The sequence below is a fragment of the Nonomuraea sp. NPDC052116 genome, from assembly GCF_040680035.1.
Lineage (GTDB): Bacteria > Actinomycetota > Actinomycetes > Streptosporangiales > Streptosporangiaceae > Nonomuraea > Nonomuraea angiospora_A.
This window is the reverse complement of sequence record NZ_JBFAWA010000054.1, coordinates 24,095-39,364: the sequence shown is the minus strand read 5'-3', so window position 1 is coordinate 39,364 and position 15,270 is coordinate 24,095. Positions and strand designations below refer to the sequence as shown.

The following is a 15,270-nucleotide window of genomic DNA, read 5'->3' as shown; positions in this document are numbered from 1 at the left end:
CGGGCTCTCCGGTGACAGCCGTGCCGCCACGGCGGTCACCGGAGGCCACGGAAGAACGTCCGCACGTCCCCGACCAGGAGCTGGGGGACCTCCATCGCCGCGAAGTGGCCGCCGCGCTCGAACTCCGACCAGTGGACGACGTTGTTGTCACGCTCGGCGATGGAGCGGACTCCGAAGTCGCCGGGGAACACCGCCACCCCGGCGGGCACCTCGGACCGCTTCGCCGGCTGCCCCCAGGCGGCCCTGCCCTCCTTGTAGAGGCGCGCGGACGAGGTGGCCGTACCGGTCAGCCAGTAGACGCTGACGTTGGTGAGCAGCAGGTCGCGATCGACGGCGTCCTCGGGGAGCTCGGCGGCCGGATCGGTCCACTCCTTGAACTTCTCGACGATCCAGGCGAGCTGCCCGACCGGTGAGTCAGCGAGCCCGAATCCCAGTGTCTGCGGACGGGTCGACTGGATGATCGCGTACCCGGCGCCCTCCTCCATCTGCCGCTGCAGGCGGGCGAGCCGCTCCTGCTCGGCTTCGCTCAGGGCGGCCAGCTCCGCCGGATCCCCGGTGGGGAATCCGAGGCTGCCGTTGACGTGGACGCCCACGACATGCTCGGAGTCGATGCGGGCCAGCTCCGGAGAGACCACGGAGCCGGTGTCGCCGCCTTGGGCGCCGTACCGCTGATAGCCGAGCCGGCTCATCAGCTCCGCCCAGGCACGGGCGATCCGGGACATGTCCCATCCTGTCTCGCGCGTCGGCCCGGAGAAGCCGAAACCGGGGATGGACGGGGCGATGACGTGGAACGCGTCGGCCGGGTCGCCGCCATGGGCACGGGGATCGGTGAGCGGCCCGATCACGTCCATGAACTCCACGATCGAGCCCGGCCACCCGTGGGTGATGATCAGCGGCAACGCGTCCGGCTCGGGCGAGCGGACGTGCAGGAAGTGAATGTTCTGTCCGTCGATCGTGGTGGTGAACTGCGGGAAGTCGTTGAGCCTCTTCTCGTGCTCGCGCCAGTCGTAGGAGGTCCGCCAGTACTCGGCCAGCCCTTTCAGGTAGCCGACGGGGACGCCGTAGGTCCAGCCGACGCCGGGCAGCTCGTCCGGCCAGCGGGTACGCGCCAGCCGGTCCCGCAGGACGTCCAGGTCGGCCTGCGGGATATCGATGCGGAACGGCCGGATTTCGGTGCCTTCGGTGCTTTCGGTGTGCATGGGCCAGACGTTAATTTATCTTGCGGACGACTACTGTCCTCAAGGGGCGTCAGACTGAGAACTGTGTTGGAGACCTCAGCGCGCCTGCTCCGGCTCCTGTCGCTGCTTCAGCTGCGACGCGACTGGTCCGGCGCCGACCTCGCCGAACGCCTGGACGTCGACGTGCGAACCGTCCGGCGCGACATCGACAAGCTGCGCAGCCTCGGCTATCCGGTGGGATCCACGTCGGGCACGGCGGGCGGCTACCGCCTCGGCGCCGGTGCGGCCCTTCCGCCGCTGCTGCTCGACGACGAGGAGGCCGTGGCGGTCGCCGTCGGACTCCGTGGCGCCGCGGTCGGCACCGTCGCGGGGATCGAGGAGACGTCGGTACGCGCGCTGCTCAAGCTCGAACAGGTGCTGCCGTCCAGGCTGCGCCGCCGGGTCGAGGCGCTGCAATCGGCCACCGTGTCCCTGCCCGGCACCGGGCCGACGGTGGACCCGGAGACTCTGACCACGATCGCCGCCGCCTGCCGCGATCACGAGCGCCTGCGCTTCGCCTACCGCAGCCGCGACGAGACGGCGAGCACCCGCGTCGTCGAGCCCCATCGGCTCGTGCACACCCCCCGCCGCTGGTATCTCGTGGCCTGGGACACCGGCCGCGAGGACTGGCGGACCTTCCGGGTCGACCGCATCGAGAGCCGGCCGTCCTCCGGCCCGCGGTTCACCCCGCGCCCGGCTCCGGCCGAGGATGTCGCGGGTTACGTCTCCGAGTCCGTCGCGTCGGCTCCGTACCGCCATCAGGCCCGGATCCTGCTCCACACCTCCGCCGAGCGGGCGGCCGCCGGCATGTCACCCACGGCGGGCCGGATAGAGGCGATCGACCAGCACACCTGCCTGCTGCACACGGGATCCGACTCGCTCGACGAGATCGCCCTCTATGTCGGACTCACCGGGTTCGACTTCGAAGTCCTCGACCCGCCCGAACTCCTCGGCCGCATCCGCGCCCTCACCGATCGCTTCGCCCGGGCGACCCGGCCGAGACCGTGAACGATAATGCGTTCACCATGCTCGATGAGATCCTGCCCTCGTGGGTCGCCACCGCCGAGCTCTTCGGCGACCCGCCGGACATCACGCTCTTCCCGGAGGAGGAGGCCCTCGTTTCGGATTCGGCGGACAAGAGACGGCGCGAGTTCCGTACGTCCCGCCACTGCGCCCACCTGGCGCTACGGCGACTCGGCGTGGCCCCCCGCCCCGTCCTCCGCGGCGACCGCGGCGCCCCCGCCTGGCCGCCCGGGGTCGCGGGCAGCATCACGCACTGCGCGGGCTACCGGGCGGCGGCGGTGGCGCACGGCGCCCTGTCGATCGGCATCGACGCCGAACCCCACCTCCCGATGCCCCGCGGCGTCCTGGAACGAACCGCGACCCCTGCGGAAGCCGCCGCCCTGGACCTCCTGGACATCCCGGACCCGGGCCGCCTGCTGTTCAGCGCCAAGGAAGCGATCTACAAGGCGTGGCACCCGCTGACGGGCCAGTGGCTCGGCTTCCTGGACGCCACAGTCACCTTCACCGCTTCCCCGCACCCGCCGGCCGCGTCCGGGACCTTCGCCGCCGAGATCGCGGTCCACGGCCCGGGCTGGCCGACCCGCTTCGAGGGCCGCTGGCTGGTGAGCGGCGGCCTGATCGTGACGGCGATCGCGGTCCCGGTTCGCGGCTAGAGGACAGGTGGGTCGAAGTCGAAGTCGAGGCGGTTGCCCCGGCGGGACACCAGCACGTCGGGATGGTTGGCGCCGAGCACCCGGTCGTAGCGATCCAGCACGTCCTCGCGCAGCGCCGCCGCCTCCTCCGTGGCCCCCGTGGCGAGCAGGTCGACGACGAGGTTGGCCCCGGCGGCCAGCGTCACCGGGTGGTCGTCGCCGAACAGGGCCCGCAGGTCCAGCAGGGTCTGCTCCCCGAGCACCCGCGCCTCCGCGTGCAGCCCCACCTCGGCCAGGTCACTGGCGAGGTTGATGGCGCAGGTCAGGGAGAAGTAGTGCTTGCGCGTCAGCCGCCGGTCGAACCCGGCCAGCGCCGCCTCGTCGATCTCCCGGGCCTGCTCCTTGCTGCCGCTCACCCGCAGCAGCAGGGCGAAGTTGCTGTCGCAGCCGTACTTGAACGGGTGATCGTCGCCGTACATGCTGGCGAACCTGGAGACGATGTCCCGCAGCAACCGCAGCGAGTCGTCCACCTGGTCGGCCGCCCGCTGGGCGTTGGCCAGGCAGAGGGCGGCGGCCAGGGTGTCGGGGTGGTCGATGCTGGTGCCGCGTTTCTGCACCTCGAAGGTGCGGTCGGCGAGTTCGAGCGCCTCTTCGATGAGGCCCGCCCGGCGTTTGGCGATCGACAGGTCCTTCGCGCAGCGCAGCGTCCAGGGGTGCTCCTGGCCCAGCTCCTGGAGACCGAAGTCGTAGGCGTCCTGGCCGAGGTCGCAGGCCTCGCGGTAGCGGCCCTGGAGACGTACGACGCGGGCGAGGTTGTTCATCGAGGAGAGCACGTTGGCGCGGCTCGCGCCCGACCCGGCCTGCCGCTGCAGCTTGAGCACGCGCGCGTGCAGGGACTGCGCCTCCTGGTAGTCGCCGAGCAGCAGGTGGTCGAGGGCGAGGTTGTTCATGGCGCGCAGGGTGCGGCGGTGCGAGCGGCCGAAGACCGCCTCGTGCCGGCTCAGCGATTCCTGGTCGTGCTCCCGCGCCTCCGCGAACTCGCCGCGGTTGCGCAGGTCGGCGCCGTGGCTGTTGGTGAGCAGCAGGGTCTCCTCGTCGCCCTCGCCGAGCACCCGCCGCATCCGTTCCATGAGGGCCTTGTTCAGCTCGAACGACTCGTCGATGCTGCCCAGCTCGCGGATGATGATCGCGTAGTGGCGCTGGGCGGTGAGCACGTGGCGGTCGTCCTCGCCGCCGTCCTCCCGCCAGGCCTCCAGGAACTCCTGCACCAGCTCGCGGGCCGACGCGAAGTCGCCCGAGGTGTAGACGTAGCGGATGATGTTGAGGGCGAACTTGCGGACGTTGGGGTCGCGGCTGCCCTTGACGTCGGCCGTGGTGATGTGGCCGAGGAGGTTGGCGTAGCGGGGCCAGGCCGTGGTGTCGTCCGGCTCGTAGTCGGCCACCGAGGCCGACAGCAGGAGGTGGACCTCGCGGCGGAAGGCGTCGGCCTCGCCGCCGTCGAGCTCGTCACGCAGCAGCGCCTGGACCAGCCGGTGCACCTGGACCGTACGGCTCTCCGAGTCGATCCGCACCAGGGCGTACCTGCCCAGCTCCCGGATGACCTGGCTGAGCTGGATCGGGTCGGCCAGCAGGCCGGCGATCTTGGACCCGGCCGCATACGCCTCGGGCAGCTCGTCCAGCAGGTCGCGCGGGATCGGCTCGGGCCCGAAGAACGCGAAGCAGCGCAGCAGCTCGACCGCGTCGGGCAGCCTGGCCTTGAGCTGCGACACCGAGGTGGCCCAGGCCGCCGTCATCGACAGCGGGTAGTCGGACGGCTTGTTGGCGCCCAGGAGCCGGGTCGTCTGCCTCTTCAGCAGCCGCAGATACTCATCGGTCGACATCCCCGACTCGGCCTGCAGCGCGCCCGCCTGCTCCAGGGCCAGCGGCAGGTCGCCGAGGGCCTCGGCCAGCCGGTCGGCCTGCTCATGGTCGATCGCCCGCCCCACCCGCTTGACCAGGAACGCGACGCTCTCCTCGCGCTCGAACACGTCCACGGGCAGGGTGTCGACCACGCCCTGCCAGCTGTGGTTGCGGGAGGTGATCAGCACGTGGCCGGGGCCGCGCGGGACGATGTCGTTGATGTCCAGGGTCTCGGCGTTGTCGAAGATCAACAGCCAGTTCCGGTACGGGTCGCCGCGCCGCAGCGCGTCCAGCGCCGCCTCGGCCGCGTCCTCGACGCTGTGGGGACCGACCTTGAGATGCAACTCCCTGGCCAACCCGGCCAGCGACGACTTCACCAGCATCGTCTGCGCCGACGGCACCCACCACACCAGGTCATAGGCGTGCCGGAAGCGGTGGGCGTACTCGATCGCGAGCTGCGACTTGCCCACGCCGCCGAGTCCTTGCAGAGCGTGCGGCGCGGGTTGAGACTGGTCCTGTGCCTGGGGGAGGACGGCAGTGACCTTGGACTGGAGCCCTGTACGCAGCTTCTCGATGAGGTCGTCCCGACCCGTGAAGTTCTTGTTCCGCTGGGGGACTTTGCCCCATACGGACGGCGCATGGCCGGAATCGTGTTGCGAGTGCGAATTTGTCACGATATCGCCTCGAGTCGGCCGGTCGTCACGTCAGCTGAGACAAGCATAGACAGCATATTGAAGCCAGAGATAGATAGGATCCGCTAGATCCATCAGGTCCAGGGAGAGCGATGAACAAGGAAGCAGTGCAGGGGTACGGCGGTGGGCTCATTGATGTCAGCGGGCGCACCCTGGAGGAGCTCAAAGACATCGACGACTCCCGGTTGAAGGACGCCATAGACCGCCTTCTCGACGAGACCGGCGTGACGCCCGTGGCCAAATTCCAGTCTTCCATCTGAGCCAGCCCGCGGGTCGGCCGCCACGCCTGACCTGCGGGCCGGCACTTCCCCCACATTTAGGCCAGCCCGAAAACATTCACATATTTCCATCCGTCCCGGGTCATATACTCCTCAGCACAAGAATGGTCCTGCCGGTGGGGTGGCGCGTGAACGAAGCGGACTGGGTGCGATTGGTCAGACAGCTCCGCAGAGGCGACTGTACCCCGCTTCTCGGGGCGGGCGCCTGCTATGGGCGACTTCCGACCGGCAAGGAGCTCAGCAAACACTTCTCGAAGGAGTACGGCTTTCCGTTCGCCGACCACGGAAATCTCGCGCACGTGATGCAGTACGCGGCTCACGTGCATAACGATCCCACTGATCTCAAAGTGGAAGTCTGCGCATACCTGAAACAGCGCGCGGCGGGCGCCACCGATCCGCTCGACCCGCACACGGTGCTGGCCGAGTTCCCGATCAAGACTTTTCTCACCACCAACTACGACGACTTCATGCTCCAGGCTTTACAGCACTGCCGCAAAGGTCCGCGGACCCCGAATGTGTGCAGGTCGACGTGGTGGGAGCCGACGAAGCGGGCCGTCGTGCCCGACCCCGATCCGGACCATCCGCTGATCTATCATCTGCACGGGAACTGGGACGACCCCTCCTCCATCGTGCTGACCGAGAACGATTACGTGCAGTATCTCCTCAATCTGCGCGACGTCGACGACGCGAACGGCCGCCAGCTCCTCCCGATTCCCGATCCGGTGCTCGACGCCATGACCTCGAGCCCGCTGCTCTTCCTCGGCTACAGCCTCCAGGACTGGAACTTCCGGGTGCTCTTCCACGGGCTGATCAAATCCATTCCCTCCACCCGGCAGCGCCGGCATATCAGCGTGCAACTCCTGCCGGAGCTGAACACGTCGCTGACCGACGCCGAGAATCTGGCCGGCGAATACCTGAAGAGCTATTACGCCGACCTGAAGATCTCGATCTACGTCGGCACCACGTCCGCGTTCTTCAAGGAACTGCTCGACTGGAATGCGAGGACGCCGCTATGACCGTGACCGATCCCGCCGGCCGGCCGTTCGTCGGGCTGCGCCCCTTCGGCCGTGCCGACAGCGACCTGTTCCACGGAAGGGAGCAGGAGTCGCGGGAGATCGCCACGCTCTGGCGGGCGGCCGGGCTGACCGTGCTCTACGGCGCTTCCGGCGTGGGCAAGACCTCGCTGCTCAACGCGGGCGTGCTGCCCAGGATCGACCAGGAGCGGGCCGACGTGCTGCCCGTCGCCAGGATCTCGCCGCACACCCCGCTCCCGATCGCGGGCGGCAACCCGTACGTCATGGCGCTGCTGTCGGCCTGGGCGCCGGACGCCTCGCCCGGCTCGCTGGCGAGCCTGACCATCACGCGCTTCCTGACCGAGCGTCCCGGGCGCGAGGACGAGTACGGCGACCCGCTGCCCGTCCTGGCCGCCATCGACCAGGCGGAGACCCTGTTCCACAGCGACCTGGCCCGCCAGCGCGACCGCAAGGAGCTCGTCGACCAGCTCGTACGGGCCATGCGCGACCACCCCGGCCTGCACCTCCTGCTCTCGCTCCGCGAGGAGTACCTGTTCCTCGTCCTGCCCTACGAGCGCCCGTTCGGCCAGGGCTCGCGGGCCCGCTTCCACCTGCAGCCGCTCTCCCCCGAGGCGGCGAGGCAGGCGGTGGAGCGGCCGCTGGACCGCACGTCCAGGACCATCACGAGCGCCGCCACCCGGCTCCTCGTCGGCGAGCTGCGCTCGGCCACCGTCAAGGACGCGTGGGGCAACCCGTCCACCGTCGAGCTGGATCTGGTGGAGCCGGTCCAGCTCCAGGTGGTCTGCTCCGCGCTGTGGGACTCGCTGCCCGACGAGGTGACGGAGATCGGCGAGGAGCACGTGCGCGTCTACGCGGTGGTGGAGGAGTTCCTGTTCGACTTCTTCAAGCGCGCGGTCGGGGAGGTGGCGCGCGAGTTCGACGTCCCCGTCGGGGAGCTGCTGCTCTGGCTGCGCCGCACGTTCATCACCGACCACGGCACCCGCAACATCGCCTACGAGGGCATCGAGCAGACCATGGGCATGCCCAACGCCGTGGCCCGCGCCCTCGATGACCGGCACATCCTGCGCGGCGAGCACCGCATGGGCAGCCGCTGGTACGAGCTGGCCCACGACCGGCTCATCGGCCCGGTCTCGCACCGCGGCTCGCCCGCGACGTACCTGGAGGCGGCCCGCACGGCGCGGGCCCAGCGCAACTGGCCGCTCGCCGCCCGGCTCGCCGACGAGGCCAGGCACGCGGCCGAGCCCGACGACTCCTGGGTGCGGGCCGAGGTCGCCGAGATCCACGCCGACGCGGCGCTCGCCCAGGGCGACGTCAAGCAGGTACGCCGCTACTGCGAGGAGGCGGTGAGCCTGTACGCCGAGCGCGGACGCTTCGACGGGGTCGCCCGCGCGCTCACCATCGACGGCCGCTGGCACCTGGCCCACGGGGATCTCACCAAAGCGATCGAGCAGATCAACGCGGCAGTGACCCTCGCACCGAATGACATATCTGCACAAATGGCACTAGCGGAGGCATTTCACCGTTCGGGCACTCCCCGAGCCGCCGCGGCCGTGGTTCACGGCATCTTTCCCCTGCTCACCGACGAGGCGCTCGACAGGGCCAACGAGATGCTTCGACTATCAGAATGACGTCATATGCTGGGCACCTCGCAAGTCTCAATGTGGAGGCTGATCCGCGGTGTCAGAGTGGCCAGCGACATTGGACGTCGACGCGCTGCTGGTCCGCGGCTGGCGGCCGACGCCGTTCCGGCAGTTCATCCTGAAAGTACATAGCAGATGTGATTTGTCATGCACATATTGCTACATGTACGAAATGGCGGATCAAAGCTGGAGATTTCGCCCAAAACGTATGTCTCGGGAAACGGTCGAGGCCACCGCGGGCAGGATCGCCGAACACGCCAAGGCGCACGATCTCGACAGCGTCGACGTGATCCTGCACGGCGGTGAGCCGCTCCTGGCCGGCCACGACGAGATCCGCGACCTCGTGGGCGTCGTCAGGTCCGCCGTGCCGGTCCGCGTGGACGTCAGCGTGCAGACCAACGCGACGCTCCTCGACGCGCGCTTCCTGCGGCTCTTCGACGAGCTGGAGATCGGCGTCGGGGTCAGCCTCGACGGCGGGCAGGCCGACCACGACCGCTCCCGCCGCACCGCCGACGGCCGCGGCAGCTACCACCGGGTGGCCGCCGCGCTGGAGCTCCTCACGTCCGAGGACTTCCGTCACCTGTTCCACGGGCTGCTGTGCACGGTCGATCTCCGCAACGACCCCCTGGGCACCTACACCGCCCTCCTGGGCTTCGACCCGCCGCTGATCGACTTCCTGCTCCCCCACGGCAACTGGTCCGAGCCGCCGCCCGGCAGGGTCCCCGGCTCGCCGGACACCCCGTACGCGACCTGGCTGGCGACCGTCTTCGACCAGTGGTACGCCACCCCGTCCCACGGCACCCGCGTCCGGCTGTTCGACGAGATCATCCACCTGCTCCTCGGCGGGGAGTCGGCCACCGAGCAGATCGGTCTCTCGCCCGCGGCCATGATCGTGATCGAGACCGACGGCGAGATCGAGCAGTCCGACCTGCTCAAGTCGGCGTTCGAGGGCGCCGGGAGCACCGGGCTGCACGTGACCCGCGACTCCTTCGACGACCTCCTGCTCCTGCCCTTCACCGCCGCCCGCCAGATCGCCCGCCTCGACCCCGCGCCGGAGTGCGCCGCGTGCGAGGTGGGCATGATCTGCGGTGGCGGCCTGTTCGCCCACCGCTACAGAGCGGGCAACGGCTTCCACAATCCCTCGGTCTACTGCGCCGACCTGCTGCGCCTGATCAAGCACGTCGGCCGGACCGTGCAGGCCGACGTCCGTCGCCGTACTAAGGATCCCCGATGAACCTCACTGACCACCGGATCCCGGCGGACGCCTTCGACGCCCTCGCCAACGGCGGCGGAGGCGGCGGCGCCGTGCGGCGGCTCAAGGCCGCCCAGTACAGCAAGCACCTGCTGCTCATCAGAGGTGTCCTGGACGTGGCCCGCGAGCTGGGCCACACCTCCTGGGCGCGGACGCGCCGCGCCTACGACCTGCTCGCCACGCTCCAGACGAGCCATCCGGAGGCGGTCGGCCGGGTCCTGCAGCACCCGTCGGTGGGCGCCTGGGCCCGCGACGCGATCCGTTCCCGGCGCGCGCCTGAGCAACTGGCCGCCCTGGCCGCGGCGGCGGCCATCCACGCCCGTACGACGTGCGAGGTGGACGTTCCGGTCTTCGCCGGCCGGGCCATGCTGCCGTCGCTGGGGCAGGTCGCCTTCCCCGGCGGCGTGACCATGGCGACCGTGCACTGCTGGCCGGAGGGCGCGGAGGTGAGCGCGGGCGACCTGGTGGTCGAGATCCGCGACGACGCCCCTGGCTGGCAGCGGCTGCGCGCCCTCTCCGCCGAGTCCCGGGGCAGGCGCCTGAACGTGCTCATCGACGATCTGGACCCGCACCGGCTGCCGGGGGCGACCGACCTGCACGGTCGGCTCACGGACGCGGAGGCGGCCCGCTGGCAGCGCCTCCTGGACGAATCCTGGCAGCTCCTGGTGAGCCACCACGAGCCGATCGCCGAGGAGGTGTCGGCCGGCATCACGGTCCTCACGCCGCTGACCGCCCCCTCGACGGGCTCGTCCAGCGCCTCCTCGCGCGACGCCTACGGCTGCATCGCCCTCTCCGACCCGCCGGACCCCCGCACGCTGGCGGAGACCCTCACCCACGAGGCCCAGCACGCCAAGCTCTCGGCCCTGCTCGACATCGTGCCGCTGACCGAGCCCGACGACGGCTCCCGCTACTACGCGCCCTGGCGCGAGGACCCCAGGCCCGCCGGCGGGCTGCTCCAGGGCGCGTACGCGTACCTGGGCGTGACGGACTTCTGGCGGCGGCAGCGGCAGCACGAGTCGGGCGAGGACGAGATCCGCGCGAGCGCCGAGTTCGCCCGCTGGCGGGCGGCGGCCCACCTGGTCACCCGCACCCTCCTGAGCAGCGGCCGGCTGACGGAGCACGGGGTGACCTTCGTGGACCGGATGGAGAGCCGGCTCGACTCCTGGGCCGCCGAGCCGGTGCCCATTGCGGCGACGGCCCTGGCCGAGGGCGCCGCCGAACGCCACCGGACCCGCTGGCAGGCCCGCAACGGCGCCCTCAACTGATCGGCCCGGACCGCTGGCACGCCCGTAACGGCGACCCAAACCGATCAGCCACCGGACGCCGAAGACCGGACCCGTCACCGCGTCATTGGCACTTCCCCTTCAGCCACGCGTTGAACTGGGCCGTGTAGTCGGTGGCCACCCGCTTGGCGCCACGATCGAGCGCCCCTTGCCACGCGCTCTCGTTCAGCGTCCACGAGGGAGGCGGCTCCTCCCACTTGGTGACCTCCGGCCAGATGGGCCCGCCGCTCAGCACCTTGGTCATGCCCGCGGCGCTCACCCGGCTCCTGAGCTCGGCGGCGATCTCGCTGTTGTGGGAGTACAGGATGATCTCCTGCGACTGGTAGCGCTCCTTGACCGGGTCGAGCACCTCGGCCCAGGCCCGCGCCTTGATCGCGGCGTCGGAGTTGAGCAGCGACTGCCGGGCCTCCGGCTTGATCTCGACCAGCCCGATCATGCCGGCGCTCTTCATCTCGGCCAGCCACTCGCGGAAGGTGTAGACGGTCTCGCCCTGGAAGATGCCGCGGTTGATGGTCCGGCCCTTGAGCGCGGTGTCACCCGCCGCCCACCAGATGTCGGTGATGTTCTTCTTCGTGCCCGTCAGGCCCCAGGTAGAGGTGTTGTGCCACATGACGGCCTTGGTGCCGTCCTTGGTGAGCTGCAGGTCGGCCTCGACGCCTGACGCGCCCCAGGACTGGTAGCGGTGGATGGCCGTGGGGTTGTTGGGCTGACGCACCTGGTCCCGCTCCCAGGCGTTGGCGCCCGTGGGGTAGCCGCCGTGCCCGAAGATCAGCGGGCACGCGGGCAGGGCGGAGGACGGAGCGGTGAGCAGCGAGGCGAGCGCTAAAGCGACGAGGGAGGCTGCCAAGGTTCATACCTTTCGATCATGTTTTCCCGCACACTACCGTTCGGTCAGGAAGGTCCGCAGGAGACGGGTGCAGGCGTCGGGTCGGTCGCCCGCGACGGCGTGACCGGCGTTCGCGCGGCCAGGCGAGGCACCGACGAGGAGCGCGCGATACGCGGCGGCAGCGGCCCTGCGGGTCTGTCCGCGCCGCCGGGACCGGCCCATCACCCAGACGACGGCCGCCAGGCCCGCGGCCATAGTACGGCACCATGATCGTTTGCGGTGTCCACTCCCAGCACGGGCCTTGCCCCAAACGCGCAAAAACGGCGATGCCCCGAAGGACACCGCCGCTGATCGAATCCGCTTGTGGAGCTATGGGGATTCGAACCCCAGACCTCCTCCATGCCATGGAGGCGCGCTACCAACTGCGCTATAGCCCCTGGTCACCGCTCCGAGTCCACCCGTTGCGGCGCTCCGAGAGCATATAGCCATCCGCGCCGATTCGCCTAATCGGAGCGCGCTGGCCGTACGGCCCCCGAGCCGTACGGACTCGCTATGCCTCGGCCTCCGGCCGGTCGTCGCTGCGGACGGGCTCAGGCAGCGTCCCGGCGTTGTGCTCCAGCAACCGCCATCCCCTGCGCCCCTCCTGCAACACCGACCACGAGCAGTTGCCCAGCCCGCCCAGCGCCGGCCAGAGCGACTCGGGCAGCCCGAGCAGCTCGCAGATCCCAAGCCGCAGCGCGGCCCCGTGGGAGGCCACGACCAGCAGGCCGTCGTCGTCGAGCTTGGCCGCCCAGCGCCGCATGGCGGCGGCCACTCTGGTGGCCACGTCGGCGACGGGCTCTCCACCCGGCGCCTCCCAGGCCACGTATTCCTCGGGCCAGCGCGACGCGATCTCGTCGCGCGTGAGGCCTTCCCATTCGCCGCCCCCGCGCTCGCGGAGGTCCTTGTCCACGCTCACGTCCAGCCCGACGACCCGCGCGAGCGCCAGCGCCGTGTCGTTGGCGCGCTGGAGATCGGACGAGACGATCAGGGTGGGCCGCAAGGAGGCCAGCAACGACGCCGCCCTGGCGGCCTGCGCGATGCCGGTCTCGTCGAGGGGGATGTCGGAGTGTCCCTGGAATCGCTGCTCGACGTTCCACAAGGTCTGCCCGTGCCGGAGGCAGACGATCCTCTTGCTCATGCGGAACGCTCGGACTCGAGATGGGGGAGCCCGCTCACGCGCGCGCCCGCTGGAGGTTGGCCTGCATGACGCTCTCCGGCAGCGAGATGGCCGGGCAGTCCTTCCACAGGCGCTCGAGCGCGTAGAACGTGCGGTCTTCCTCGTGCTGGACGTGCACCACGATGTCGATGTAGTCGAGCAGCACCCAGCGGCCCTCGCGCTCGCCCTCTCGGCGCACGGGCTTGGCGTCGGCCTCGGTGCGCAGCCGCTCCTCGATCTCGTCGACGATGGCGCGTACCTGGCGGTCGTTGGTGGCGGAGCAGAGCAGGAAGGCGTCGGTGATGACGAGCTGTTCGCTCACGTCGTATGCGAGGATGTCATCGGCCAGCTTGTCCGCCGCGGCCTCCGCGGCGATGCGCACGAGCTGGACGGATCTGTCGGATGCGGTCACGATGCGGGTCTGTCCTCCTGTGTCGGCAGCATGCCTATACGTTGAGGGTACCCTTCCGGGCCGAAACCCCTCACCTATGGCACGGAGGCCGTCATCCTTCCGCGTGATACAGCCCCCGTTTGTTGATGTACTGGACGATTCCGTCCGGCACCAGATACCAAATCGGCTCTCCCTTGGCGACACGTTGCCGGCACTCGGACGACGAGATGGCCAGTGCGGGAATTTCCAGCAACGTCACGCGCCCCTCCGGCAGCCCGGGATCGTGGAGCGTGTGCCCCGGACGGGTACAGCCGACGAAATGGGCCAGCTCGAACAGCTCCTCCGCGTTCTGCCAGTCCAGGATGGCGCCGAGCGCGTCCGCGCCGGTGATGAAATACAGCTCAACCCCAGGACCGTAAATTTCCGAAATATCACGCAAAGTATCGATGGTGAACGTCGGCCCCGGGCGATCAACGTCCACCCTGCTCACCGAGAACCGGGGATTGGACGCGGTCGCGATGACCGTCATCAGATAGCGGTCCTCCGCGGCCGACACCTCGCGCTCGGCCTTCTGGTACGGCCGCCCGGTCGGCACGAACACGACTTCGTCCAGGTCGAAGTGGTGGGCCACCTCGCTGGCGGCCACCAAGTGGCCATGGTGGATGGGATCGAACGTCCCACCCATCACTCCGACTCGCCGCTTCCCCTGCACACCAGGTGCATTCATCATGAAACGGACCTTACGCGGACCTTGTACCACAACATGATGGCACCCCCCTTGGTGATGACCGCGCATCGCTCCCGTTGCGGACGTAGCATGCCGGGCATGACGACCACCCCGGACCGCAACCGCGTCCAACTGCCCGGCATCTCGTCCCGAGCCTACGAACACCCCGCAGACCGGTCCGCCCTGGTCGCTCTGCGTAAGTTGAGTGGGTTCGACACGGTTCTCAAGCAGATGTCCGGCCTCATCAGCGAGCGCCGGCTGCGCCTGATGTACCTGGCGTCTGCCGTACGCGTGAGCGAGACCCAGTTCCGCTCCATCTACGACATGGGCCGCGACGCCGCCTACACGCTCGACCTGCACCGGATCCCCGAGATCTACATCCAGCAGGATCCGCAGGTCCAGGCCAAGGCCATCGGCTTCGACGACCCGTTCATCGTCGTGACCACCGGCCTGCTCAACCTCATGAACGAGGAGGAGCAGCGCTTCGTCATCGGCCACGAGACCGCCCACATCCTGTCGGGACACGCGGTCTACCGGACGATGCTCGACATCCTCACCCGCCTCGCCACCCGCGTCGCCTGGATCCCGCTCGGCTACATCGGCCTGCGCGCGATCGTCGCGGGCCTGGAGGAGTGGTACCGCAAGTCGGAGCTGTCCTCCGACCGCGGCGGCCTGCTCGTCGGCCAGGACCCCGAGGCGGCCAAGAGGGCGCTGATGAAGCTCGCCGGCGGCGACTACACCCACGAGATGAACATCGAGGCGTTCCTGGAGCAGTACCAGGAATACGACACCGCGGGCGACCTTCGCGACGGCTTCCTCAAGGTGCTCAACCTGCTCGGCACGACCCACCCGTTCGCGGTGGTGCGCGTGGCCGAGCTGGACAAGTGGCAGCGCAGCGGCGAGTACGAGCGCATCCTGGGCGGGGACTACCCGCGCAGGGAGGACGACCCCAACGCACGAGTGACCGACGAGATCAAGGCCGCGGCCGAGTCCTACCGCGCGTCCTGGTCCCAGTCGCAGGACCCGTTCATCGGTGTCCTGCGCGACGTGGCCGAGGGCGCGGTCAACGCGGGCGAGCGCATCTTCAACCGCTTCTCGCGCCGCGACGGCGGCCAGGGCTGACCTGCCGCACCGCCGTACGCGGCCGATCAGCTTGATCGGCCGCGAAACCCACCGCG

The 15,270-nt window shown here is 69.6% G+C and carries 14 protein-coding genes and 1 tRNA gene; 8 read left to right on the top strand and 7 right to left on the bottom strand.

Annotated features, from left to right (window positions below; all coding sequences use genetic code 11):
- Positions 1 to 35 precede the first annotated feature (35 nt).
- Positions 36 to 1,199, bottom strand: coding sequence for an epoxide hydrolase family protein (locus AB0L65_RS57615; protein WP_364265245.1), 1,164 nt, complete (start codon positions 1,197 to 1,199; stop codon positions 36 to 38).
- A 63-nt stretch (positions 1,200 to 1,262) separates the two neighbouring features.
- Here AB0L65_RS57615 and AB0L65_RS57610 point away from each other — a divergent pair, with 63 nt between their 5' ends.
- Together AB0L65_RS57610 and AB0L65_RS57605 are read left to right on the top strand one after the other, a co-directional pair.
- Positions 1,263 to 2,225: a YafY family protein gene (locus tag AB0L65_RS57610; protein WP_364265243.1), complete on the top strand. Its 963-nt coding sequence runs from the start codon at positions 1,263 to 1,265 to the stop codon at positions 2,223 to 2,225.
- Positions 2,226 to 2,242: 17 nt separating this feature from the next.
- Positions 2,243 to 2,893 carry a 4'-phosphopantetheinyl transferase superfamily protein gene (locus AB0L65_RS57605; RefSeq protein ID WP_364265241.1) on the top strand — a complete coding sequence of 217 codons (651 nt, stop codon included), beginning with the start codon at positions 2,243 to 2,245 and terminating at the stop codon, positions 2,891 to 2,893.
- On the opposite strand, the gene fxsT is transcribed toward AB0L65_RS57605, so the two are convergent.
- On the bottom strand, positions 2,890 to 5,445 hold the full coding sequence (fxsT, locus tag AB0L65_RS57600) for an FxSxx-COOH system tetratricopeptide repeat protein (protein ID WP_364265239.1): 2,556 nt from the start codon (positions 5,443 to 5,445) through the stop codon (positions 2,890 to 2,892). The two genes, AB0L65_RS57605 and fxsT, sit on opposite strands and share 4 nt — an antisense overlap.
- A 110-nt stretch (positions 5,446 to 5,555) precedes the next feature.
- Here fxsT and AB0L65_RS57595 point away from each other — a divergent pair, with 110 nt between their 5' ends.
- The 5 genes from AB0L65_RS57595 (at position 5,556) to AB0L65_RS57575 (ending at position 10,932) form a co-directional block, all read left to right on the top strand.
- The gene (locus AB0L65_RS57595) at positions 5,556 to 5,723 is read left to right on the top strand and encodes a hypothetical protein (protein WP_185078173.1); all 168 of its coding nucleotides are present in this window, start codon (positions 5,556 to 5,558) and stop codon (positions 5,721 to 5,723) included.
- Between the two features lie 146 nt (positions 5,724 to 5,869).
- Positions 5,870 to 6,757, top strand: coding sequence for an SIR2 family protein (locus AB0L65_RS57590; RefSeq protein ID WP_364265237.1), 888 nt, complete (start codon positions 5,870 to 5,872; stop codon positions 6,755 to 6,757).
- Entirely contained in the window at positions 6,754 to 8,403 is a 1,650-nt protein-coding gene (locus tag AB0L65_RS57585; protein WP_364265235.1) for a hypothetical protein, read from the top strand. The genes AB0L65_RS57590 and AB0L65_RS57585 overlap by 4 nt, the downstream gene beginning before the upstream one ends.
- Before the next feature lie 49 nt (positions 8,404 to 8,452).
- Positions 8,453 to 9,649: an FxsB family cyclophane-forming radical SAM/SPASM peptide maturase gene (locus AB0L65_RS57580; RefSeq protein ID WP_364265233.1), complete on the top strand. Its 1,197-nt coding sequence runs from the start codon at positions 8,453 to 8,455 to the stop codon at positions 9,647 to 9,649.
- A complete protein-coding gene (locus tag AB0L65_RS57575; protein ID WP_364265231.1) occupies positions 9,646 to 10,932 on the top strand; it encodes an HEXXH motif domain-containing protein in 1,287 nt (428 codons plus the stop codon). The genes AB0L65_RS57580 and AB0L65_RS57575 overlap by 4 nt, the downstream gene beginning before the upstream one ends.
- Positions 10,933 to 11,014: 82 nt before the next feature.
- On the opposite strand, the gene AB0L65_RS57570 is transcribed toward AB0L65_RS57575, so the two are convergent.
- From AB0L65_RS57570 to nadD, 5 genes are all read right to left on the bottom strand, one after another.
- Positions 11,015 to 11,797 (bottom strand): glycerophosphodiester phosphodiesterase family protein, encoded by a 783-nt coding sequence (locus tag AB0L65_RS57570; protein WP_364265229.1) that lies wholly within the window; start codon positions 11,795 to 11,797, stop codon positions 11,015 to 11,017.
- A 343-nt stretch (positions 11,798 to 12,140) separates the two neighbouring features.
- Positions 12,141 to 12,213: transfer RNA gene (locus AB0L65_RS57565), tRNA-Ala, on the bottom strand.
- A 113-nt stretch (positions 12,214 to 12,326) separates the two neighbouring features.
- On the bottom strand, positions 12,327 to 12,956 hold the full coding sequence (locus AB0L65_RS57560; protein WP_364265227.1) for a histidine phosphatase family protein: 630 nt from the start codon (positions 12,954 to 12,956) through the stop codon (positions 12,327 to 12,329).
- A gap of 34 nt (positions 12,957 to 12,990) precedes the next feature.
- Entirely contained in the window at positions 12,991 to 13,386 is a 396-nt protein-coding gene (rsfS, locus tag AB0L65_RS57555; RefSeq protein ID WP_080046168.1) for a ribosome silencing factor, read from the bottom strand.
- A 91-nt stretch (positions 13,387 to 13,477) separates the two neighbouring features.
- Positions 13,478 to 14,095: a nicotinate-nucleotide adenylyltransferase gene (nadD, locus tag AB0L65_RS57550; protein ID WP_364265225.1), complete on the bottom strand. Its 618-nt coding sequence runs from the start codon at positions 14,093 to 14,095 to the stop codon at positions 13,478 to 13,480.
- 96 nt (positions 14,096 to 14,191) lie between these two features.
- Between nadD and AB0L65_RS57545 the strand changes: the two genes are divergently transcribed.
- On the top strand, positions 14,192 to 15,214 hold the full coding sequence (locus tag AB0L65_RS57545; RefSeq protein WP_350740714.1) for a M48 family metallopeptidase: 1,023 nt from the start codon (positions 14,192 to 14,194) through the stop codon (positions 15,212 to 15,214).
- The last annotated feature ends 56 nt before the right edge of the window (positions 15,215 to 15,270 follow it).

Bases quoted from the DNA above. Each gene is read 5' to 3' on its own strand.
- AB0L65_RS57615 (WP_364265245.1), bottom strand. From the start codon at position 1,199: ATGCACACCGAAAGCACCGAAGGCACCGAAATCCGGCCGTTCCGCATC.
- AB0L65_RS57605 (WP_364265241.1), top strand. From the start codon at position 2,243: ATGCTCGATGAGATCCTGCCCTCGTGGGTCGCCACCGCCGAGCTCTTC.
- AB0L65_RS57595 (WP_185078173.1), top strand. From the start codon at position 5,556: ATGAACAAGGAAGCAGTGCAGGGGTACGGCGGTGGGCTCATTGATGTC.
- AB0L65_RS57585 (WP_364265235.1), top strand. From the start codon at position 6,754: ATGACCGTGACCGATCCCGCCGGCCGGCCGTTCGTCGGGCTGCGCCCC.
- AB0L65_RS57575 (WP_364265231.1), top strand. From the start codon at position 9,646: ATGAACCTCACTGACCACCGGATCCCGGCGGACGCCTTCGACGCCCTC.
- AB0L65_RS57560 (WP_364265227.1), bottom strand. From the start codon at position 12,956: ATGAGCAAGAGGATCGTCTGCCTCCGGCACGGGCAGACCTTGTGGAAC.
- nadD (WP_364265225.1), bottom strand. From the start codon at position 14,095: ATGATGAATGCACCTGGTGTGCAGGGGAAGCGGCGAGTCGGAGTGATG.
- AB0L65_RS57545 (WP_350740714.1), top strand. From the start codon at position 14,192: ATGACGACCACCCCGGACCGCAACCGCGTCCAACTGCCCGGCATCTCG.